The organism is uncultured Tenacibaculum sp. (genome assembly GCF_947499065.1).
In the GTDB taxonomy this organism is placed as follows: Bacteria; Bacteroidota; Bacteroidia; order Flavobacteriales; family Flavobacteriaceae; genus Polaribacter.
In genome coordinates, this window is record NZ_CANMMT010000010.1 from 63341 (window position 1) to 84789 (window position 21449).

The 21449-nt window shown below is 31.6% G+C and carries 18 protein-coding genes; 10 read left to right on the forward strand and 8 right to left on the reverse strand.

Annotated elements, in window-relative coordinates; genetic code table 11:
- Position 1 precedes the first annotated feature (1 nt).
- The 4 genes from queA (at position 2) to Q0958_RS16480 (ending at position 3933) form a co-directional block, all read left to right on the forward strand.
- Positions 2–1051, forward strand: a complete 1050-nt coding sequence (queA, locus tag Q0958_RS16465) for a tRNA preQ1(34) S-adenosylmethionine ribosyltransferase-isomerase QueA (protein ID WP_272151914.1) — start codon at positions 2–4, stop codon at positions 1049–1051.
- A gap of 70 nt (positions 1052–1121) precedes the next feature.
- Positions 1122–2162 (forward strand): 23S rRNA (adenine(2503)-C(2))-methyltransferase RlmN, encoded by a 1041-nt coding sequence (rlmN, locus tag Q0958_RS16470; protein WP_299125027.1) that lies wholly within the window; start codon positions 1122–1124, stop codon positions 2160–2162.
- A 1-nt stretch (position 2163) separates the two neighbouring features.
- Positions 2164–2910, forward strand: a complete 747-nt coding sequence (locus Q0958_RS16475; protein WP_299125030.1) for a hypothetical protein — start codon at positions 2164–2166, stop codon at positions 2908–2910.
- Positions 2911–2955: 45 nt separating this feature from the next.
- Positions 2956–3933, forward strand: coding sequence for a polyprenyl synthetase family protein (locus Q0958_RS16480; protein WP_299125032.1), 978 nt, complete (start codon positions 2956–2958; stop codon positions 3931–3933).
- 42 nt (positions 3934–3975) lie between these two features.
- On the opposite strand, the gene Q0958_RS16485 is transcribed toward Q0958_RS16480, so the two are convergent.
- The 8 genes from Q0958_RS16485 to miaB all read right to left on the reverse strand — a co-directional run bounded on the left by Q0958_RS16485 (position 3976) and on the right by miaB (position 12848).
- Positions 3976–6294 (reverse strand): hypothetical protein, encoded by a 2319-nt coding sequence (locus Q0958_RS16485; RefSeq protein WP_299125034.1) that lies wholly within the window; start codon positions 6292–6294, stop codon positions 3976–3978.
- A 95-nt stretch (positions 6295–6389) separates the two neighbouring features.
- Positions 6390–8024: a chaperonin GroEL gene (groL, locus tag Q0958_RS16490; protein ID WP_299125036.1), complete on the reverse strand. Its 1635-nt coding sequence runs from the start codon at positions 8022–8024 to the stop codon at positions 6390–6392.
- A gap of 36 nt (positions 8025–8060) precedes the next feature.
- The gene (locus Q0958_RS16495; protein WP_150900107.1) at positions 8061–8336 is read right to left on the reverse strand and encodes a co-chaperone GroES; all 276 of its coding nucleotides are present in this window, start codon (positions 8334–8336) and stop codon (positions 8061–8063) included.
- A 172-nt stretch (positions 8337–8508) separates the two neighbouring features.
- Complete coding sequence (gene secG / locus Q0958_RS16500; protein WP_272151911.1) at positions 8509–8850, reverse strand: preprotein translocase subunit SecG; 342 nt, start codon at positions 8848–8850, stop codon at positions 8509–8511.
- Complete coding sequence (locus tag Q0958_RS16505; protein WP_299125041.1) at positions 8850–9596, reverse strand: hypothetical protein; 747 nt, start codon at positions 9594–9596, stop codon at positions 8850–8852. The genes secG and Q0958_RS16505 overlap by 1 nt, the downstream gene beginning before the upstream one ends.
- 3 nt (positions 9597–9599) lie before the next feature.
- Positions 9600–10103: an LptE family protein gene (locus Q0958_RS16510; protein WP_299125044.1), complete on the reverse strand. Its 504-nt coding sequence runs from the start codon at positions 10101–10103 to the stop codon at positions 9600–9602.
- Positions 10104–10148: 45 nt separating this feature from the next.
- Positions 10149–11378 carry a sigma-54 dependent transcriptional regulator gene (locus Q0958_RS16515; RefSeq protein ID WP_299125046.1) on the reverse strand — a complete coding sequence of 410 codons (1230 nt, stop codon included), beginning with the start codon at positions 11376–11378 and terminating at the stop codon, positions 10149–10151.
- A gap of 15 nt (positions 11379–11393) precedes the next feature.
- Positions 11394–12848: a tRNA (N6-isopentenyl adenosine(37)-C2)-methylthiotransferase MiaB gene (gene miaB / locus Q0958_RS16520; protein WP_299125048.1), complete on the reverse strand. Its 1455-nt coding sequence runs from the start codon at positions 12846–12848 to the stop codon at positions 11394–11396.
- Between the two features lie 204 nt (positions 12849–13052).
- Between miaB and topA the strand changes: the two genes are divergently transcribed.
- The 6 genes from topA to gldN all read left to right on the forward strand — a co-directional run bounded on the left by topA (position 13053) and on the right by gldN (position 21385).
- Positions 13053–15539 (forward strand): type I DNA topoisomerase, encoded by a 2487-nt coding sequence (gene topA / locus Q0958_RS16525; protein ID WP_299125050.1) that lies wholly within the window; start codon positions 13053–13055, stop codon positions 15537–15539.
- Between the two features lie 62 nt (positions 15540–15601).
- Positions 15602–16762 carry a formimidoylglutamase gene (locus tag Q0958_RS16530; RefSeq protein ID WP_299125052.1) on the forward strand — a complete coding sequence of 387 codons (1161 nt, stop codon included), beginning with the start codon at positions 15602–15604 and terminating at the stop codon, positions 16760–16762.
- Between the two features lie 99 nt (positions 16763–16861).
- Positions 16862–18244 carry a gliding motility lipoprotein GldK gene (gene gldK / locus Q0958_RS16535; protein ID WP_299125054.1) on the forward strand — a complete coding sequence of 461 codons (1383 nt, stop codon included), beginning with the start codon at positions 16862–16864 and terminating at the stop codon, positions 18242–18244.
- Between the two features lie 51 nt (positions 18245–18295).
- Positions 18296–18934 (forward strand): gliding motility protein GldL, encoded by a 639-nt coding sequence (gene gldL, locus Q0958_RS16540; RefSeq protein ID WP_299125057.1) that lies wholly within the window; start codon positions 18296–18298, stop codon positions 18932–18934.
- A 42-nt stretch (positions 18935–18976) separates the two neighbouring features.
- Entirely contained in the window at positions 18977–20509 is a 1533-nt protein-coding gene (gene gldM, locus Q0958_RS16545) for a gliding motility protein GldM (RefSeq protein WP_299125059.1), read from the forward strand.
- 18 nt (positions 20510–20527) lie between these two features.
- A complete protein-coding gene (gene gldN / locus Q0958_RS16550; protein ID WP_299125062.1) occupies positions 20528–21385 on the forward strand; it encodes a gliding motility protein GldN in 858 nt (285 codons plus the stop codon).
- The last annotated feature ends 64 nt before the right edge of the window (positions 21386–21449 follow it).

The following is a 21449-nucleotide window of genomic DNA, read 5'->3' on the forward strand; positions in this document are numbered from 1 at the left end:
AATGAAATTATCAAATTTTAATTTTGAATTGCCAGAAGAATTATTGGCAGAGTACCCTTCAGAGCATAGAGATGAATCACGTTTAATGGTATTACACAGAGATACTCAAAAGATTGAACACAGACAGTTCAAAGACTTAATTGAGTATTTTGATGAAGGAGATGTAATGATGTTAAACAATACAAAGGTTTTTCCAGCTCGTATGTACGGGAACAAAGAAAAAACTGGAGCTCGTATTGAAGTATTTTTATTACGTGAGTTAAATGCTGAAAATCGCTTATGGGATGTATTAGTTGATCCAGCTAGAAAAATTAGAATTGGAAATAAATTATTCTTTGGTGAAGATGAGAGTTTAGTTGCTGAAGTTATTGATAATACTACATCTAGAGGAAGAACATTACGTTTCTTGTTTGATGGACCATATGAAGAGTTTAGAGAAAAGTTAGTTAAGCTAGGTGAAACACCATTGCCTAAATATATTAAGCGTGAGGTAGAACCATCTGATGAAGATCGTTACCAAACAATTTTTGCTAAGCACGAAGGAGCTGTAGCTGCACCAACTGCAGGATTACACTTTTCTAAACACTTAATGAAAAGATTAGAAATTAAAGGTATTGATTTTGCTGAGACTACATTACACGTTGGATTAGGTACTTTTAATCCAGTAGAGGTTGAAGATTTATCTAAACACAAAATGGATTCTGAGAAAATTATAGTACCTCAGAATAGTGCAGATATGGTTAATAATGCTATGGCAAATAAAAGAAAAATATGTGCTGTTGGAACAACTGTAATGAGAACAGTAGAGTCTTCTGTATCTTCTAAAAAGAAATTAAATTCATATGAAGGATGGACAAATAAATTTATTTTCCCTCCATATGATTTTAGCATTGCAAACTGTATGATTACAAATTTCCATACACCAAAATCAACATTATTAATGATGGTTTCAGCATTTGCAGGTCATGATTTTATGATGGAAGCATACCAAGAAGCAATTAAAGAAAAATACAAATTTTACTCGTATGGAGATGCGATGTTAATTTTGTAATAACAAAGAATAAAATCAAAAACAAAGCCTCACAAGACCACTTGTGAGGTTTTGTGTATTTTTGTACCCGATGAAAGTGAAGAAAAAAGACATACGCGCATTAACTAAAGACCAGCTTCGCGATTTTTTTGTGAATAATGGAGATAAAGCATTTAGAGGTAATCAAGTGTATGAATGGTTGTGGAGTAAATCTGCACATACATTTGAAGATATGACAAACCTATCAAAAGGAACACGTCAAATGCTTAATGAGAATTTTGTAATTAACCATATTGAGGTTGATGACATGCAGCGTAGTAAGGATGGTACAGTAAAAAATGCAGTAAGATTACATGATGGACTTGTTGTAGAATCGGTTTTAATCCCTACAAAAACAAGAACTACGGCTTGTGTTTCAAGTCAAGTAGGTTGTAGTTTAGACTGTAAGTTTTGTGCTACAGCACGTTTAAAAAGAATGCGAAACTTAAATCCTGATGAGATTTATGACCAAGTAGCAGCCATAAACAAGGAAAGTTTACTGTACTATAATAGAAAACTTTCAAATATTGTTTTTATGGGAATGGGAGAGCCATTAATGAACTACAATAATGTAATTAAGTCAATAGAAAAAATAACATCTCCAGAAGGTCTAGGAATGTCTCCTAAACGAATTACATTATCTACTTCAGGAATTCCTAAGATGATAAAGAAAATGGCAGATGATGAGGTGAAGTTTAACCTAGCAGTTTCATTGCATTCAGCCATAGACGAAGTACGTACTTCAATTATGCCTTTTAATACAAAATTTCCTTTAAAAGATTTAAAAGAGGCTTTAGAGTATTGGTACGAGAAAACAGAAAGGAAAATTACCTATGAATATGTCGTTTGGGGAGGTATTAATGATAGAAAGGAAGATATTAATGCTTTGATTAAGTTTTGTAAATATGTGCCTTGTAAGGTAAATTTAATAGAGTATAATCCAATTGACGATGGAGAGTTTCAACAAGCAAGTCCAGAAGCAATAAATAATTATATTTCAAACTTAGAAATGCATGATATTGTTGTGAATGTACGTAGGTCTAGAGGGAAAGATATAGATGCAGCATGTGGTCAATTAGCAAATAAATCATAGTTTGAATTTTTCTAAAACATTCATAGGCCAAACAATACAAACTATAGGTTGGTTATTATTTGCCATTGTTTTAGGATTATTTATCGATAGTAAATTCGTTGCTGAAAATTTTTATGAGAATGCACAATGGATTAATAATGTAATTGCAGTTTTAGTATTTGTTTTCTTATATCACAAAGCAAATAGCCGAGCTAAAGAGCAGTTAATTTATGCTTTAATTATTGCGGTTGTTGGAGAGTATATATTCTCAATTTTATTAGGAATGTATACATATCGCTTAGAAAAAATTCCACATTATATACCACCAGGACATGCCATTGTTTTTGTGCTTGTTTACTATTTCAGTAAAAAGTCTAAAGTTAAAGAGAATCGAGTTTTAGTTGAAAAGTTTTGTTTAGTTCTAATCACGTTATTTTCTTTTTATTTCCTATTTTTTAAAAAAGATGTTTTTGGTTTTTTGTGTACAATATTAGTTTTTGTCTTTTTAAGAAAGTATCCTAAAGAACGATTATTCTACTTAACAATGTACTGTTTAGTAGCTGTTTTAGAGTTTGTGGGCACAGGTTTAGAATGCTGGAAATGGCCAGAAATAGCATTCAATAAATTTCAATATTTACCAAGTGCTAATCCGCCTTTAGGAATTAGCTTGTTTTACTTTGGTTTGGATAGAGGAACAATTTCAATATATAAAAGAAGGCATAAAGAGGCTTGGAGTAGACTCAAACAAATAAGAATGGTAAAATCTTAATATAATTCGTTACTTTTGGTCTTTGATTTTGGAAATCAAACATTAATGAAGCCAGTAGAGCAAATAAAACTTCCCATAGCAAAAGAAATGGAACTCTTTGAAACAAAGTTCAAAGATTCTATGTTATCTAAAGTACCCTTATTAAATAGAATTACCTATTATATAGTCCGAAGAAAAGGAAAGCAAATGCGACCAATGTTTGTTTTTTTGGTAGCAAAAATGGTTTCTAATGGAGGGTTCGATGAGCGTACCTACCGAGGAGCGTCTGTAGTAGAGCTAATCCATACTGCAACACTAGTACATGATGATGTTGTTGATGATAGTAATAGAAGAAGAGGTTTCTTTTCTATTAATGCTCTTTGGAAAAATAAAATTGCAGTTTTAGTTGGAGACTTTTTATTATCAAAAGGATTATTATTATCGATAGATAATGAAGATTTTGATTTGTTAAAACTTATTTCAATAGCAGTTAGGGAAATGAGTGAAGGAGAGCTTTTACAAATAGAAAAAGCTCGTAAGTTGGATATTACTGAAGAAATTTACTTTGAGATAATCCGTCAGAAAACAGCAACTTTAATAGCAGCTTGCTGTGGAATAGGAGCAGCTTCAGTAGGAGCAAATAATGAAACAGTTCAACAAATGCGAAAGTTTGGAGAGTATATTGGTATTGCTTTTCAAATTAAAGACGATTTGTTTGATTATACTGAAGATAAAATAGGGAAGCCTACGGGAATAGATATTAAAGAGCAAAAAATGACACTTCCTTTAATTTATACGTTAAATAACTGCTCTCAAAAAGAAAAATCTTGGTTGATTAATTCTGTAAAAAAACATAATACAAACAAAAAACGTGTCAAAGAAGTAATTGCTTTTGTAAAAGAAAATGGTGGTTTAGAATATACTATAACCAAAATGCATGATTATAAAAATAAAGCACTAGCAATACTCGATAATTTTCCAGAGTCTGAGTATAAAAAATCATTACTTCAGATGATAGACTATGTTGTAGAAAGAAAGATATAAAAGAAAAGCCTGATTAATTATAATCAGGCTTTTTTGTTAAACTTATTTTGTTAAATCAATTATTTTTTCCGTTTTAATTAGCTTACCATCTTCAGAAATTCCTTCTATAAACAATTTCAAACGTTTTTGACCTAAATGGTCAAACTTTAATAGAAAGTCATCATTTGTTAAATCAACATTAGGTTCCCAATAAATAGCTCCATATTTTTTGAATTCGTTATCTGTGTTTGAACTATATTTTGGTTGGTAATATTTTTTCTGCTTGCTATATCCTAATGGGGTTGTAAATTTTGAAAATAATTTTTTAGAGTCTTTTTTATGATATTTATTTGAATAAAGATAAATAGTACCCCCAAAACTTCTTGAGATAAGTATTTCATTAAAACTTTCAAGTGTAAGAAAAGAAATAAAATCAAGTTGATTAATAAATTGATTAAGTATAGGTTGATTGTCTAAAAAAACTTCTGTAAAATGATTTATGTTATAAGGAATTCTAATCGTAGCTCGCCCAAAAGATTCATTTACCACAAAACCTTGGGTTCTAATATAGCTCAAAACATTTATGTTTTTTAGATGAGATTGATCTATTGGAAAGGATCTTAAATCACTATGTGATCTTACAGGTATATTTTTAGGTCTTTTTTTACCTTTAACAATAACTTCATCCAATTTAATACTTTCCCCTAAAACAGAAAAATTAGTATAAGATAAATGGTTATTATTGAAATTTGTGTTTTTTAGATTTAGATTGCTTAAGTTGGTTTTTGGAGAAAAACGAATATATGCTTTAATTTTTTTTAGTTTTTGACTATTTGTTAAAGTAGCTAAACTAAAATCACTATTATTATCTAGATATAAATTTTTGAATTTAAATTTGTTTCCTTTTAACTTATCGATAATCAATGAATTATTGTCATTAGAAACTAAAACTATTTGATTTTGGCCTTTCGGAACTTTTGAGTTAATAGTCCCTTCCATAGTTATTCCTTTATCAAATTCAAAATATTCTGCAGGAGGAGAGTTAAAAATACGATGCCAATTATATTTAGACCAACCTTGTGTTAATAAAAGTAAGTCTAATTCGTAAAGCTTTTTTCGATTTATTTTGTCAAAATAATAATTAGGGTCTTCAATGCTACCTTTAACATAAGGACTTAAAAGAAATTTTGAGTATATAGACTGTTTTGGAGAGTAACTTTTAGTGTTGTTAGGTAATACAGAAACACTTAAAAACGTTTTTTTTGTACTTTTTTTATCATTTCTAATAGATACTTGTAGAGAATCGTTTATAAGGTTAAAAGTAGTTTTAATGTTTGTAAATAATGATTTGTTATAATTAAAAAATACTCTTTCAATTATTGGTATGTTTTTATCATTAAAAAGGGTTATAATATTTGTTCCAGGTTGTAGTTTTTCGTTTTTTATTATGTACGATAACTGATTTGTGTTTGGTTTAAAAATTAATTTTCTTTTTAGATATCTATTAGTATTATGAATTAAAAAGTAATAATTTTTATTAGTTAAATGTTTATGAGTGTTTTGATTTGTAGAAAATATAAATTCAGTAACATTTGTGCTTGGGTTGTGTACACGTAAATTAATTCCTTTCTGTTTAATAGTAGGAAAGTTTTTTGTAATGGTAAGCTTGTTGTCTAGATATATTTTAGCCTTATAATTACTATTAGGTTTTAAAAATAGATTAATCTTAGCTAAACCTAATTTGTTTGTTAAAAAGGTATTAATTATTTTATTGTTTTCTAAAATTTCCCCTTTTTGGATTTTAATTCCTTTGTTCATTGGGTTTTTTACAATAATTCCTAAGGTGTTATGTGCATTTGTAATTAAATGACCACCTTCAGGTAGTAGTTGATAATCTATCGAATTATTTAGTTCAGCTTTAGAAGGGGAGTTGTTATTTAGAACAGTGATTTTTTGAATGAAACTTTCATCTTCTTTAAAATTCTTCATGTAATTAGTAGAAGCCTTTAGGTAATAGTTTTTTTTGTTAAAAGAAGAGTCTATTTTAAAATTACCAGAAGCAATACCATTTTTTACAAAAAGTAGTTTTTGGTCTTTTAAAACACCATTCTCATCGAATAAAGAACAGTATAAGTTTGAAGTTTCTTGATGAAGATTTTTTGAATTTAAATTTAAAACATACGCTTTAAACCAAAGGTTTTCTCCTTTGATAAAGGCTGTTTTATTTAAATGTAAATAAGGAATTTCTCTAGTTAAGTTAAAATAATCATTATAAACAGAGTCTATTTTTTTACTTGTCTGAGAGTTTAAGTTGTTGATTATAAGTAGTGATAGGGCTAGAAAGGATTTTAAGATTTTTTTCATATGGTATTGTTTTTTCATAATTTGTTTTTTTTAAAAAAAAACTACAAAAATCATTCCATAAAAAAACCTCGAGAATTTCTCGAGGCTTTATAAAAAATATAAAAAGATGTGAATTACATCATTCCTGGCATTCCACCACCCATTGGAGGCATTCCTCCAGCAGGAGCATCTTCTTTAATATCAATTAAAGCACATTCAGTAGTTAAAATCATACCAGATACAGATGCCGCATTTTCTAAAGCAACACGTGTTACTTTTTTAGGGTCTATAATTCCAGCGTCTAACATATTTACATATGCTTCAGATTTAGCATCATAACCGAAGTCTTTTTCACCTTCTAATACTTTATTAATAACAACTGAACCTTCACCTCCAGCGTTTTCTACAATTGTTCTTAAAGGTGCTTCAATAGCTTTGTTTACAATTTGAACACCTGTAGTTTCATCTAAGTTTTCAGTAGTTAAAGATTCTAATACTTTTTTAGCACGTACTAAAGCTACACCACCACCAGCAACAATACCTTCTTCAACAGCTGCACGAGTTGCATGTAAAGCATCATCAACACGATCTTTCTTTTCTTTCATTTCTACTTCAGAAGCAGCACCAACATATAATACAGCAACACCACCAGCTAACTTAGCTAAACGCTCTTGTAATTTCTCACGATCATAGTCAGAAGTAGTTGTTTCAATTTGTGCTTTAATTTGGTTAACACGAGCTTTAATTTGTGTTTCATCACCTGAACCGTTAACAATTGTAGTATTGTCTTTGTCAATAGTTACAGTTTCAGCAGTACCTAATAAATCTAAAGTTGCATTTTCTAAAGAGAAACCTCTTTCTTCAGAAATAACAGTTCCACCAGTTAAAATAGAAATGTCTTCTAACATTGCTTTTCTTCTGTCTCCAAATCCAGGAGCTTTTACAGCAGCAATTTTTAATCCACCTCTCAATTTGTTTACTACTAAAGTAGCTAATGCTTGTCCATCAACATCTTCAGCAATAATTAATAAAGGTCTTCCTGATTGAGAAACTGGTTCTAAGATTGGAAGAATTTCTTGTAAGTTAGAAATCTTTTTATCGAATAATAAAATATATGGATTATCTAAAGTAGCAATCATTTTATCGGCATCAGTAACAAAGTAAGGAGATAAGTATCCTCTATCAAACTGCATACCTTCTACAACATCAACATAAGTATCAGTTCCTTTAGCTTCTTCTACAGTAATTACTCCTTCTTTACCAACTTTTCCAAAAGCTTCAGCAATTAAGTTTCCAATTACGTTATCGTTATTAGAAGAAATAGAAGCTACTTGTTGAATTTTTTCAGATGAATTACCAACTTCTTTAGATTGTTTAGCTAAATCTTCAGTAATAGCAGTTACAGCTTTGTCAATACCACGCTTTAAATCCATTGGATTAGCTCCGGCAGCAACATTTTTTAAACCTTCTTTTACAATAGCCTGCGCTAATACAGTAGCAGTAGTTGTTCCATCACCAGCTAAATCGTTAGTTTTAGAAGCTACTTCTTTTACCATTTGAGCTCCCATGTTTTCTAACTCATCTTCTAACTCTACTTCTTTAGCAACAGAAACACCATCTTTAGTTACGTGAGGTGCTCCAAATGATTTAGAAATAATTACGTTACGACCTTTAGGTCCTAATGTTACTTTCACAGCGTTAGCTAATGCATCAACCCCACGTTTTAATCCGTCGCGAGCTTCTACGTCAAATTTTATATCTTTTGCCATTTTGATTTAATCTTTTAGTTGTTTTATTGAATGAAATTAAATGATTGCGAAGATGTCGCTTTCTCTCATGATTAAATAATCTTTTCCTTCATGTTTTAATTCAGTACCAGCGTACTTTCCGTATAAAACAGTATCACCAACTTTAACCGTTAAAGGCTCGTCCTTAGTTCCGTTTCCAACGGCAACAACAGTTCCTTTTTGCGGTTTTTCTTTTGCGTTATCAGGAATAATAATTCCAGAAGCTGTAGTTGTTTCAGCTGCAGCTGGCTCTACAAGAACTCTATCTGCTAAAGGTTTAATGTTTAATCCCATTTTATATAAATTATGATTAATTATTTATTTTTATTTTATGTTTTGAAATAGTCAGAAATTATGCCATTAAAACTTTGCTGACATTTTTTCTAAAGAGGTTAATTTTTTAAGTAAAAAAAATGCCAACGTGTCATTTACGTTGGCATTATATATTTTAATCAAGTTAAGATTATTAGTTAACACTATCTTTAGCAGCATCGTTAGTTGCTGGTGTAGCAGGTGTTGTAGTCTCAACATTTTCTAATGTACTATCTAATTGAGGAGCATCTCCAGCATTCCCTCTTGGAATAGCAAAATTAGCTAATAAAATCAATGCAAACATTGTAATTGCTAAAGTCCAAGTAGTTCTATCTAAAAAACTATTAGTGTTTTGTACTCCACCAATGTTTTGAGCACCACCACCTCCAAAAGAAGAAGATAATCCTCCACCTTTAGGATTTTGAACCATTACTATTAAGATTAATGCTATAGCAACAATCAAAATTAAAACTAAAAGTAAAGTATACGTTGTCATTATTTATTGTTTTGTAAAATTTGTATTCTTTTAATTTGGTCTGCAAAGAAACCACTTTTTTCTGGATATTTCAAACTTAATATTTTATAAGCCTGAATTGCATTATCGTATTTTTTTTGTTCAAGATAAACTTTGGCTAAAGTTTCTGTTGCTAATTGAGAGTTTTGCTTACTTTCAATAACTTTTATTTCAGAAGGATTTGCCTTGTTAGGCCTTGAAATTTTAGGCGAAGTTTTTATAAATCGATCAATAATAGCTTCATGTTCCGATTTTTCTGAAGAAGTTTTCTCTTCAGGAACCGAAGGAGATTCAGAACTCCTTATAATTACTTTTTTTGAAGATAATTGAAGCCATTGATTAAATGAAAATGATTCATTTTTAGTAAAAGAAAGCGGGCTACCAATAGCTAAATTCTTCTCAGCGTCTGAGACTTTTTTTGTTTTTTTAGAAGGAAGTAGTTTTTCTTTTAAAGCAACTTTAATTTCTTCTTTTAAATTGTTTGGCTTTTGAAAAGCTTTTGAAGTTATAAAATCAAATAAAAGAGTACGGTCTGTTGTATAAGCAGCTGTAACTTTTAATTCATTATTGTATTTATAACTCTCTTGATTTTTTAAGTTTTTCAAATGTAAAGCTCTCGCCGATTGAAAATAAGGGAATTCTTGGATAATATCTTTAAGTCCAGAACTAGTTTCTTGTGAGACTAATTGAGGACTTTCTATAAGTTGTATGTATTTTTGTTTATCCAAAATTTACCACTTACCAACTGATGCGTTAAAAATATCTTGATTTATTCTTTCTAAAATATCTCTTAGAGCACTGTCTAATATTGCGTTTATTTGTTGATTAGCACCATAATCATAATAAAAAGTAAAAGGCTTTTCAAAGTTCTTTTTTTCATCAAGATTATTAATATAATTCACATTCACAGTAATAGTTAATCTATTTTGTGCAGCTGTTTGATTAGCTGTAGCACTCATTGGGGTAATTCTATAATCTGTTATTTCTCCAGAGAAATGTAAGTCACCACCACTATTAACTAAAGTTAGATTTGTTTGACGTGTAAATAAATCTTGTAACTCTTGGGTGAATCTTTGACTTAATGTAGGCTCTACCAAAGGAGCTTGATTAGGAAAGAAGTCAATCTGAATAGTTTTAGCATTTCCAGTATCACCTCCTGTGAAAGAGTAAGCTCCACAACCAATAAAAATAGTTGCTGTAGAAATAAATATAAGTATATAAAATAGTTTTTTCATAGAGTCAAAAATAAAGAATTCTTAGTCGTTTAATTGTTAACTAGATTATAAATCGTATTGTTTAATTTTTCGATATAATGTTCTTTCAGAAATACCTAATTCTTTAGCAGCTAATTTACGTTTACCACTGTTTTTTTCTAATGATTTCTTAATCATTTCAATTTCTTTTTCTTGCAATGATAAGTTTTCATCCTCTTCTATTGTTTCAGCATATTCGTAATTGCTTGGAACGGTAGAAGATTGTGGTATTTGAACAACCTCGACATTTTGTGTTTCAGGTAATTCTTGTTCTTGATATATCTTTTGTATTAATTGATGGTTTTCTGCTTGTACCTGTTCAGAGTTACCATTTTGCATCAAATCTAAAGTCAATTTTTTCAAGTCATTTATGTCATTACGCATGTCAAATAAAATTTTATACATAATGTCACGTTCATTTGCAAAATCTGAATTACTTGATTGTCCTCCAACTATAGCTGGTAAGTTTCCTTTATTATTAGGTAGGTATTGTACTAGTTTTTCGGGAGTTATAAGTCTAGTTTCCTCTACTACTGAAATTTGTTCAGCAATATTCCTTAACTGACGTATATTACCTGGAAAACGATAACTTAATAACATTTTTACAGCGTTTTGATCTAAACGAATAGTAGGCATTCGATATTTTTGAGCAAAATCTGAGGCAAACTTTCTAAATAATAAATGAATGTCTTCGTTTCTATCACGTAATGCAGGTAAGCCTATTTCAATAGTACTTAAACGATAATATAAATCTTCTCGGAACTTCTCTTTAGAAATAGCTTGATGCATATTTACATTGGTGGCAGCAACTATACGAACATTTGTTTTTTGTACTTGAGAAGAACCAACTTTAATAAATTCTCCATTTTCAAGTACACGTAATAAACGTACTTGAGTTGTTAACGGAAGTTCACCAACTTCATCTAAAAAAATGGTACCTCCGTCTGCAACTTCAAAATAACCTTTACGTGTAGCAGTTGCTCCAGTAAAGGCTCCTTTTTCATGACCAAACAATTCGCTATCAATGGTTCCTTCAGGAATTGCACCACAGTTTACAGCAATATATTTTGCATGTTTTCTGTGTGATAGTTGATGAATTATTTTAGGAATATTTTCTTTACCTACACCACTTTCTCCAGTAACTAAAACCGAAATATCGGTAGGAGCAACGCGTATGGCTTTTTCTATGGCGCGATTTAAATGTAAATCGTTACCAATGATTCCAAAACGTTGTTTTATAGCTTGTAGGTTTTCCATTATTTATTTTAAAATTTAATTATTATCAGAGTATCCAACTGCAGTTCCTCTTAACGTAGCAGAAGTACAGTCTTCAACTTTAACATTTACAAAATCACCTAATTTATAATGCTCTTTAGGAAATACAATTACTGTGTTTTGAGTATTTCTACCTTTCCATTCGTTAGGGTTCTTTTTAGAAGTTCCTTCAATTAAAACTTCTTCTACTTTTCCTAAATGTTGGCGAGTTCTATATAAACTATGTTCTTGTTGTAAGTCGATTACTTCTTGTAAACGTCTTTTCTTAACATCTAAAGGAACATCATCAGGCATTTTTTTAGCAGCTAAAGTTCCTGGTCTTTCAGAGTAAGCAAACATAAAACCGAAGTCGTATTTTACATGGCGCATCAAATCTAAAGTATCTTGATGGTCTTGTTCAGTTTCTCCACAAAAACCAGCAATCATATCTTGACTTAAAGCCATTTCTGGGATAATTCTGAAAATATTATCTACTAACTCGATATACTCTTCACGTGTGTGTTGACGATTCATGGCTTTTAACATGTTGTTACTTCCACTTTGAACTGGTAAGTGAATGTATTTACAAATGTTTTTGTGCTTAGCCATTGTATGGATTACATCTAAACTCATATCCTGAGGGTTAGATGTAGAAAAACGAAAACGGGTCTTAGGATAGGCAGTTGCACACATGTCTAAAAGTTGAGCAAAATCAACAGCAGTAGCTTGTGCTAATTCAGAAGCTTTTTTAAAGTCCTTCTTTAATCCACCACCATACCATAAATAGGAGTCTACGTTTTGACCTAGTAAAGTAATTTCTTTGAAATTTTTATCAACCATAGAACCAATTTCCTCAATAATACTTTGAGGGTCACGACTACGTTCACGTCCACGAGTAAAAGGTACTACACAAAATGTACACATATTATCACAACCACGTGTAATAGAAACAAAAGCAGAAACTCCATTTGAATTTAAACGTACTGGGGAAACATCAGCATAAGTTTCTTCTTTAGATAAAATCACATTTACAGCATCTCTACCTGCATCAACTTCTTCAATTAAATTAGGTAAGTCACGGTAAGCATCTGGTCCAACAACTAGGTCAACAATCTTTTCTTCTTCTAAAAACTTTTCCTTTAAACGTTCAGCCATACAACCTAAAACACCAACTTTCATTGTTGGGTTTACTTTTTTAACTGCGTTGTACTTTTTCAAACGATTACGAACAGTGGTCTCAGCTTTTTCTCTAATAGAGCATGTGTTTACTAAAACTAAATCAGCGTCCTCTAAACTTTGGGTTGTGTTAAAACCTTGTTCAGCTAAAATAGAAGCAACGATTTCACTATCGTTCATGTTCATTTGACAACCATAACTTTCGATAAAAAGCTTTTTGCTGTTTCCTTCTTTCTGTTCAATTACAAGAGGTTTCCCTTGTTTATCTTCGTCAATTACCTTCTCTACGTGTTCCATAAATGCTAAAATCGTAATAAATAGTCTGCAAAGATACAACCAAAAAGGGTAACTTGTGACAAATTGGCATGAATACTTTTTAAAGTTAATAAATAGTAAAGTTTGCAGAAAAATCTTCCGTTAAAAAAAAACTACATACTTTTGCAAATTGAAAACACCGTGTTCTTATTAATATGGTGTGAAAAGAGATTAAGAGAAATACATATGGCAAAAAATTTAGTAATAGTTGAGTCACCAGCAAAAGCAAAAACAATTGAAAAGTTTTTAGGTAAAGACTTTCAAGTCGAATCGAGTTTTGGTCACATTGCCGATTTGCCTTCCAAAGAGCTAGGTGTAAATGTAGAAGGAGATTTTAAACCAAAGTATATTGTTTCTACAGATAAAAAAGCAGTTGTAAAAAAACTGAAAGATTTAGCAAAGAAAGCAGAAACTGTTTGGTTAGCAAGTGATGAGGATCGCGAGGGAGAAGCTATTGCGTGGCACTTGGCTGAGCAATTAAAATTAAAAGAGGAGAAGACAAAACGAATTGTTTTTCATGAGATTACTAAAAAAGCCATTTTAAAAGCGGTTGAAAACCCAAGAGATATTAACTACAATTTAGTAAATGCACAACAAGCACGTCGTGTATTAGATAGATTAGTAGGTTACGAACTTTCACCAGTGTTATGGAGAAAAGTGAAAGGAGGATTATCGGCTGGTAGAGTACAATCGGTAGCAGTACGTTTAATTGTAGAACGTGAACGAGATATAGAAGGATTCACACCAGTTGCATCATATAGAGTAGATGCTGAATTTATAAATGAAAATGGTAAAAAGTTTAAAGCAAAATTAGCTAAGAACTTTACAGAAAAGAAAGAGGCAGAAGACTTTTTAAATTCATGTTTAGATGCTGAATTCTCAGTTGCTGATTTACAGAAAAAGCCAGCAAAGAAATCTCCAGCACCACCGTTTACAACATCAACATTACAACAAGAAGCTTCAAGAAAATTAGGTTTTCCAGTAGCTAAAACCATGATGGTTGCTCAACGTTTATATGAAGCCGGTTTGATTACTTATATGAGAACGGATAGCGTAAACTTATCAGATGATGCTAAAAATGCTGCACAAGCTGAGATTATAGCGTCTTATGGAGAAGAGTATAGCAAACCACGTAATTTTTCAAATAAATCTAAAGGAGCACAAGAAGCTCACGAGGCGATTCGTCCAACTAACATGGAGAATCATGAAATTACAGGAGAGTATGATCAAACTAGATTGTACAGTTTAATTTGGAAAAGAACTTTAGCATCACAAATGAGTGAGGCACAACTAGAAAGAACAGTTGTAAAAATAGATAATACTAAAAACGATAAACAATTCACTGCAAATGGAGAGGTTATCACATTTGAAGGTTTCTTAAAGGTTTACTTAGAAGGAACAGATAATGAGGAAGAAGAGCAAGCAGGAATGTTACCTAAAATGAGTGTTAAAGAAGTTTTAGGGAATGAATATATTACAGCAACAGAACGTTATTCACGTCCTCCAGCAAGGTTTTCAGAGGCAGCTTTAGTAAAGCGTTTAGAAGAATTAGGGATTGGACGTCCGTCTACGTATGCACCAACAATTTCTACAATCCAACGTAGAGAGTATATAGAAAAAGGAACAGTAGAAGGAAAAGAAAGGAACTATGTTCAGTTACGTTTGGCTAATCAGGCTGTTAAAGAAGAATTATTAACAGAAAGAGTAGGGTCAGATAAAGGAAAACTAGTTCCTACTGATATAGGTAATATTGTAAATGATTTCTTAGTTGCTAATTTTGATGCAATTCTTGATTATGGTTTTACAGCCAAGGTAGAAAGTGATTTTGATGAGATAGCTGAAGGAAAAGAAGATTGGACAGCTATGATAAAGGATTTCTATCAAGATTTCCATGTTGTTGTGGAAGATGTTGCTGCAAATGCTGAAAGAGCTAAAGGAGAACGTTTGTTAGGAGTAGATCCAGAAAGTGGTAAGAATGTTTATGTACGTTTAGGACGTTACGGTGCAATGGTGCAAATAGGTGAGGCTACTGATGAAGAAAAGCCACGTTTTGCGAGCTTACAAGGAGATCAAACAATGAATTCGATTACTTATGAAGAGGCAATGGATTTGTTTAAATTGCCGAAAACATTAGGTGAATACGATAATTTAGAGGTAGTTGTAGCAAATGGTCGTTTTGGACCTTATATAAAATTTGATGGAAAATATGTATCTTTAGATAAGGGTGAGAATCCAATGTCTGTAGATATGGATAGAGCTATTGAGTTAATTGAAGCTAAAAGAAAAGCTGATGCGCCGATAGGTGAATATGAAGGTATGCCAATTCAAAAAGGAGTTGGACGTTTTGGGCCATTTATTAAATGGAATTCAATTTTTATAAACGTAAATAAAAAATACGACTTTGATAATCTTTCTCAGGAAGATTTAGAAGCGTTAATTGAAGATAAAAAGAGAAAAGAACGCGAAAAACTAATTCATAATTTTGAAGAAGTGGGTATTCGAGTAGAAAAAGCTCGTTGGGGTCGTTTTAATGTTATCAAAGGTAAAATTAAAGTTGAACTGCCTAAAACCACTGAGATTGAGAAGTTAACTCAAGAAGAAGCTGTAAAAATGATAGAGGCGAAAACTCCAAAAAAGAAAACAACTAAGAGGAAAACCACTAAAAAAAAATAAAGTAGCTTTTAGAAAAAAATAGTTTAGTATATTGCGAATTCGTTAATCTGATCCCCTTAAAGATGAATTACGATTTTTTTAAACCAATAAAAGATGCTGTAGTTGAGCATGTATTGTCACAGCCAACATCTGCATTGGGTCAAAATATTAGTTTACACACAGCCGAAGATGGTTTCCCTAATTTATCAGGGGTAACCATAGCTATTCTTGGTGTAAAAGATGGTAGAGGAGCTGAAAATAATGAGGGTTGTGGTAACGACTTACAACATATACGTAAAAAGTTGTATGAATTGTTTCCAGGTAAATGGAAAACAAAAATTGCTGACTTAGGTAATATAGAACAAGGTAATACAGTTAAAGATACTTACTTTGCTGTGAGTTCTTCCGTAGAGTTTTTAATCAAAAAAAATATCTTACCTATTATAATAGGTGGAAGTCAAGATGTTACTTATGCTAATTATAGAGCTTACGATGCTTTAGAGCAAACAGTTAACTTAGTATCAGTAGACAGCCGTTTTGATTTAGGTTCTATAGACGAGGAAATGTCTTCAAGATCCTTTTTAAGTAAAGTGATAATGGAGCAGCCTAATAACTTATTTAACTATAGTAATATAGGATATCAAACTTATTTTAATTCACAAGAAGAAATTGACTTACTAGATAAGTTATATTTTGATGCTTTTAGATTAGGTGAAGTAAAGAATGTTACTTTAGTAGAACCTATAATGAGAGATGCTGATATTGTAAGTATAGATATTGGCTGTATACGTCAAAGCGAAGCTCCAGCAAATAGTAATGCCTCACCAAATGGATTTTATGGTGAAGATATATGTGCTATAACTAGATATGCTGGTATAAGCGATAAAGTTACTTCTTTTGGAATATATGAATACAATAGCAGATTAGATTCAAATTATCAAACAGCGAATTTAATTGCTCAAATGATTTGGTATTTTATAGAAGGAGTAAATTACAGAGCAAAAGATTATCCTTTTGTAACTAAAGAAAAATATCAAAAATTTACAGTTCTTTTGAACGATGACGATCCAATAAATTTTTACAAAAGTGATAAAACAGGTCGTTGGTGGATGGAAATAAATTTAATATCGAATAATAAACACAAAAGACATGCGTTAATACCATGTAACTATCAAGATTATGAACAGGCACTTAAGCAAAAAATGCCTAATAGATGGTTTAAAGCTTTGCAAAAGCTTGTTTAAAAGAGAGTTGTCTTTTAAATGGTAAAAAAATATAATACGTAATTGTTTTTTAATAAAAAAAATAATAGGTTTACGCCTCTTTTTTAAGAAAGGAATAATATGAAGAAAATAGCAGTACTTGCATTATTAGTATCTATCGCTTACTCTTGTGGTTCAGGCGGAGGAGATAGAGGAGAATTAGTCGGAGTAAAGTCAAAAAGAAAATGGTTTGCTGAAAAGCCATATGGAATGGCTAAAATCCCTGGAGGTTCGTTTACAATGGGTAAACAAGATGAAGACCCTTTAGGAGCTATGAATGCCCCAACTAAGACAGTAACTGTTCAGCCGTTTTATATGGATGAGTCTGAAATTACTAATAGTGAATATAAACAGTTCGTATACTGGGTAAGAGATTCAATTACTAGAACAAAACTAGCTTACCAAGCAGAGTTTGCTTCAGGAGGTGATGAAGATCCAGCAAATGCAGGTAAAAATGCTCAAGGTATACAGTTATATGCTTTTGCTTCTAAAGACACAGTAAATGAAACTCCTTACGAGAAGTATATGAGAGAAAATTACTATGAGTTAGGAGAAGGGTTAGATTCTTTAAAACCTTTAAACTGGCAAGAAGATTTAGTTTGGGAAGTTCAAGAATATCCAGATGCTGACTATGTAGAAGTAATGGATTCTTTATATATTAAAAAAGACGAAGCTTTAAACGGAATCAGAACTTTTAATACAAAATTATTAAACTACAGATACTTCTGGTTTGATAATGATGCAGCTGCAAGAACAGGTAAGAATAGAAAAGATTTTATGAAGAGTGAGGTAATCAATGTATATCCAGATACAACAGTTTGGATTAAAGATTTTAACTACTCATACAATGATCCAATGCACCAAGAATATTTTGCACATAAAGCTTACGAAAATTACCCTGTAGTAGGAGTAACTTGGAACCAAGCAAAAGCATTCTGTCACTGGAGAACTAAAACAAAAAACAGATACCAAAGATCTAGAAAGAAATTAGGTTTAGTACCTAACTTCAGATTACCAACAGAGGCAGAGTGGGAGTATGCTGCTCGTGGAGGTTTAAACTATGCAAAATACCCATGGGGAGGTCCTAGTACAACAAGTGATAGAGGTTGTTTCTTAGCAAACTTTAAACCAGTACGTGGAGATTATGCAGCAGATGGAGCTTTATATACAGTAGAAGCTGTTTCATATAACCCTAACGAATATGGATTATATAACATGGCAGGTAATGTTGCTGAATGGACAAATACAGCTTATAATCAAATGTCTTACTACATGGGGTCTACAATGAATCCAAATGTAGAAATCAAAGAAAACAGAAGAAAAATCATCCGTGGAGGATCATGGAAAGATGTAGCGTATTTCTTAGAAGTAAGTTCTCGTGACTGGGAATATGCAGATACGGCAAGAAGTTACATCGGATTTAGAACAGTACAAGATTACTTAGGTACTAACAAAAATCAGTAAATAAATAACAAACAAGAATAAATATTAATTCCCTTAAAAATCAAAAGAATTATGGCACAATCAAAATCAACTAAAAAAATGTTCAATATGGCTTACGGTTTAGGAGCCGCAGTTGTAATTATTGGAGCATTATTTAAAATCTTACACTGGCCTTTTGGAAACGAAGTATTAATGGTAGGTATGATCGTAGAAGCACTAGTATTTGGTATTTCTGCATTTGAACCTGTTGAAGATGAATTAGACTGGACAAAAGTATATCCAGAATTAGCAGACGGAGAGTCTTTAGGAGGAAAAAAAGGAGAAGCTACTCCAGCTGAAGCACAAAGCATGTTATCTCAAAAGTTAGATGATATCTTAAGAGATGCTCGTTTAGACGCAAACTTAGTATCTAGTTTAGGAGACAGTATTAAAAATTTCCAAGGAGCTGCAGAAGGATTAACTTCTACATCAAACACTATTGCATCAACTAATCAATATAATGAGCAAATGGCAATGGCTGCTGCTAAATTAGAATCTTTAAACGGATTATATTCTACTCAAGTAGAAAATGCTGGTAAGCAAGCTGATTTAAACTCTGCATTAGTTGAAAACTCTCAACGTTTACAAGAACAAATGGAATCGTTAGCTACTAACTTATCTTCTTTAAACGGAGTATACGGAGGTATGTTAACAGCAATGTCGAATAAATAATTAGTTTATCTAATTAATATTAACTAACAAACTAATTATAGTATGGCAGGAGGAAAACTATCACCAAGGCAGAAGATGATTAACCTAATGTATCTGGTATTTATTGCAATGTTAGCAATGAATATGAGTAAAGAGGTATTATCTGCTTTCGGTTTGATGAATGAGAAGCTTGTAGAAGCAAACGATAAAGCAACAGTAAAAAACACAAGTGCGTATGCTACTTTAGCTCAAAAAGCTCAAGAACAGGCTAAACAGTATGGAGAAGCTAAAGAAAAAACTGATAAGTTAAAAGTTTTAGCTGACGATTTATATGGGTACATTGGAGATTTAAAAACTCAAATGATGGCAGGAGTTAAAGATCCTAAAGCATATGAATCAATGGATAAATCTAAGTTCTTAGATGTACTTTTCTTCAAAGGAGGTAAAGTAACTAAGCAAGGAAAAGAGTTCGTTGCTAAAATTGAAGAGTTTAGAAACCAAGCTGCAGGTTTATTAGAAGGAACAGAAGTAGCTGAAGTTATTAAGGCTCGTTTCAATACAGATAAAGTAACTAATAAAGACAGAAAAAAGATTGATTGGTTGAAATATAACTATGAAGGATTTCCTTTAGTAGCATCTTTAACTAAGTTTACTCAAATTCAAGCTGACGTTAAAGCAACTGAATCTGATGCATTATCTGCTTTATTACAAGGTGAATTAGAAAGTGCAGTTTCTTTAAAGAATTATGAAGCAATGGTTCTTTTTGAAAAGAATGCATATTACCCAGGTGAAAAATTATCAGGTAAAATTGTTTTAGGTAAGAAAGATGATAATTTAACTGCTGAAAAAGTAATTGTTAACGGAAAAGAAATTGAAGCTGACAAAATTAAGGCAGGACAGGTTATCTTAGATGGACCAGCTGGGTCTGTAGGAGATAAGACATTAGAAGGAGAGTTCCAATTCATGGAAAACGATTCTTTAGTAACTATTCCAATTGTTGGAGGTTACTCTGTAATTCCAAAGCCTAACGAAGCTGTGGTTTCTGCAGACAAAATGAATGTAGTATACCGTGGATTACCAAACCCATTAACTATTTCTGTACCAGGGGTAGCAAGTAACAAAGTAAAAGCTTCTGCACCAGGATTAAGACAAGTTAAAGGAGACAAGTATGTTATGAGACCAGGTAAAGGCGGAGAAGTAACTATTAGAGTTTCTGCTGAATTACCAGGAGGTGGGAAAATTAACACACCAAAAAAATATAGAATTAAAGACATACCACCAGCAGTAGGTATGGTAAGAGGTCAATATGGTACTGTAAGAATGCCTAAAGCTAGTGTATCTAGAATTAATGTAGGTGCAGGTTTACCAGATTTCTTATTCGATTTAAGATTAAATGTATCTAGTTTTAAAATTAAAGTACCAGGTCAGGTAACTGTACCAGTTAATGGAACTAAATTAACAGCTAGAGCAAAACAGGCATTAGGTAGAGCAAGAAGAAATGATGTAATTACTATTTATGATATTAAAGCATCTGTATCTGGTTCTAACTATAAAATCAAAAAAGTATTACCTGTTAGTATAGAAATTACGAATTAATAAGTAAAAATTTAAAGTATGAATTGGAAGCGTTTTTATATGGTTTTATTTGCACTTGCTACAACAAGTTATGTAAGTGCCCAAGCTAACCTCTTAAATGCTAAAAAGGTAGATGAAATTGGAGTTAAATCTGAAGCACAAATTGTTTCAGAGGACGATAAGCCACTTCCTTATGGTTATATTAGCGATAGAGATGTGTTATGGTCTAAAGTGGTGTGGGAATATGTTGATTTAAATCAAAAGATCAATTTACCTTATTACTATCCAATTGATACTACAAATGCAGGTTTAACAAGACGTTCATTATTTGATACATTGTTAAAGGGTATCAAAAATGGTGAGATTAAAGAGGTTTATAGTGATTCTTATTTTACAACTAAGATTGGAATGGATGAAATTAAATCTATGACTTATAATGAGCGTGATGATGGTTACGGAAACATTGATCCATACTCTGTACAGTCTGCAGATATCAAAGGATACTTAATTAAAGGTATTTGGTATTTCGACAAAAGAGGTGGAGAGCTTAAGTATCGTATGTTAGCTTTAGCACCAATGGGACCAGATGTACAGATTTTAGGTACAGATATAGAGGATGAAGGAGAGTATGCTTTATTTTGGGTATTCTTTCCAGATGCAAGAGAAACTTTACATGCATCTAAAGTATTTAATCCTGAAAACTCAGCACAACCATTATCTTATGATAACTTGTTAAATGCGAGAAGATTTACTTCTACAGTTAGAAAGGAAGAGAATATTTACGGAGACAGATCTATTAAAGATTATGTAAGAGGTAATTCTTTATTCCAATTATTAGAAGCTGATAGAATTAAAGAAGGAATTCGTAACAGAGAAATGGATATGTGGAATTACTAGTAGTTCTCATTGAATAAATTAAAAAGCGTTTGCATTGCAAACGCTTTTTTTGTTTTAATAATAG

Excerpts from the sequence above, each read along its gene's own strand:
- queA (WP_272151914.1), top strand. The coding sequence starts at position 2 with ATGAAATTATCAAATTTTAATTTTGAATTGCCAGAAGAATTATTGGCA.
- rlmN (WP_299125027.1), top strand. The coding sequence starts at position 1,122 with ATGAAAGTGAAGAAAAAAGACATACGCGCATTAACTAAAGACCAGCTT.
- Q0958_RS16480 (WP_299125032.1), top strand. The coding sequence starts at position 2,956 with ATGAAGCCAGTAGAGCAAATAAAACTTCCCATAGCAAAAGAAATGGAA.
- Q0958_RS16485 (WP_299125034.1), bottom strand. The coding sequence starts at position 6,294 with ATGAAAAAACAATACCATATGAAAAAAATCTTAAAATCCTTTCTAGCC.
- groL (WP_299125036.1), bottom strand. The coding sequence starts at position 8,024 with ATGGCAAAAGATATAAAATTTGACGTAGAAGCTCGCGACGGATTAAAA.
- Q0958_RS16495 (WP_150900107.1), bottom strand. The coding sequence starts at position 8,336 with ATGGGATTAAACATTAAACCTTTAGCAGATAGAGTTCTTGTAGAGCCA.
- secG (WP_272151911.1), bottom strand. The coding sequence starts at position 8,850 with ATGACAACGTATACTTTACTTTTAGTTTTAATTTTGATTGTTGCTATA.
- Q0958_RS16510 (WP_299125044.1), bottom strand. The coding sequence starts at position 10,103 with ATGAAAAAACTATTTTATATACTTATATTTATTTCTACAGCAACTATT.
- Q0958_RS16515 (WP_299125046.1), bottom strand. The coding sequence starts at position 11,378 with ATGGAAAACCTACAAGCTATAAAACAACGTTTTGGAATCATTGGTAAC.
- miaB (WP_299125048.1), bottom strand. The coding sequence starts at position 12,848 with ATGGAACACGTAGAGAAGGTAATTGACGAAGATAAACAAGGGAAACCT.
- topA (WP_299125050.1), top strand. The coding sequence starts at position 13,053 with ATGGCAAAAAATTTAGTAATAGTTGAGTCACCAGCAAAAGCAAAAACA.
- Q0958_RS16530 (WP_299125052.1), top strand. The coding sequence starts at position 15,602 with ATGAATTACGATTTTTTTAAACCAATAAAAGATGCTGTAGTTGAGCAT.
- gldK (WP_299125054.1), top strand. The coding sequence starts at position 16,862 with ATGAAGAAAATAGCAGTACTTGCATTATTAGTATCTATCGCTTACTCT.
- gldL (WP_299125057.1), top strand. The coding sequence starts at position 18,296 with ATGGCACAATCAAAATCAACTAAAAAAATGTTCAATATGGCTTACGGT.
- gldM (WP_299125059.1), top strand. The coding sequence starts at position 18,977 with ATGGCAGGAGGAAAACTATCACCAAGGCAGAAGATGATTAACCTAATG.
- gldN (WP_299125062.1), top strand. The coding sequence starts at position 20,528 with ATGAATTGGAAGCGTTTTTATATGGTTTTATTTGCACTTGCTACAACA.